General features: G+C 66.7%; 1 protein-coding gene. It reads right to left on the bottom strand.

The features are described from left to right. Positions 1 to 240, bottom strand: a 240-nt coding sequence (locus F6S12_RS33515) for a histidine kinase dimerization/phospho-acceptor domain-containing protein (RefSeq protein ID WP_315870082.1), incomplete at both ends; no start/stop codon positions are given.

The raw sequence follows: 240 nt of genomic DNA on the forward strand, positions 1-240 counted from the left end.
CTGGGCCAGGAACAGCATGTCGGCGACGATCCGCGTGACCCGCTCCAGCTCTTCGATACTGGCCTCCAGCACCGCCTTGTACTCCTCTGGCGGGCGTTCCCGGGACAGGGTCACCTGGGCCTTGCCCATCAGGTTGCTGATGGGCGAGCGCAACTCGTGGGCCAGGTCGTCGGAGAACTGCGACAGGCGCTGCACGCCGCCGTCCAGGCGTTGCAGCATGACATTGATGCCCTGGCCCAG

The sequence above is a fragment of the Pseudomonas sp. JV245A genome, from assembly GCF_032424515.1.
Classification (GTDB): Bacteria; Pseudomonadota; Gammaproteobacteria; order Pseudomonadales; family Pseudomonadaceae; genus Aquipseudomonas; species Aquipseudomonas protegens.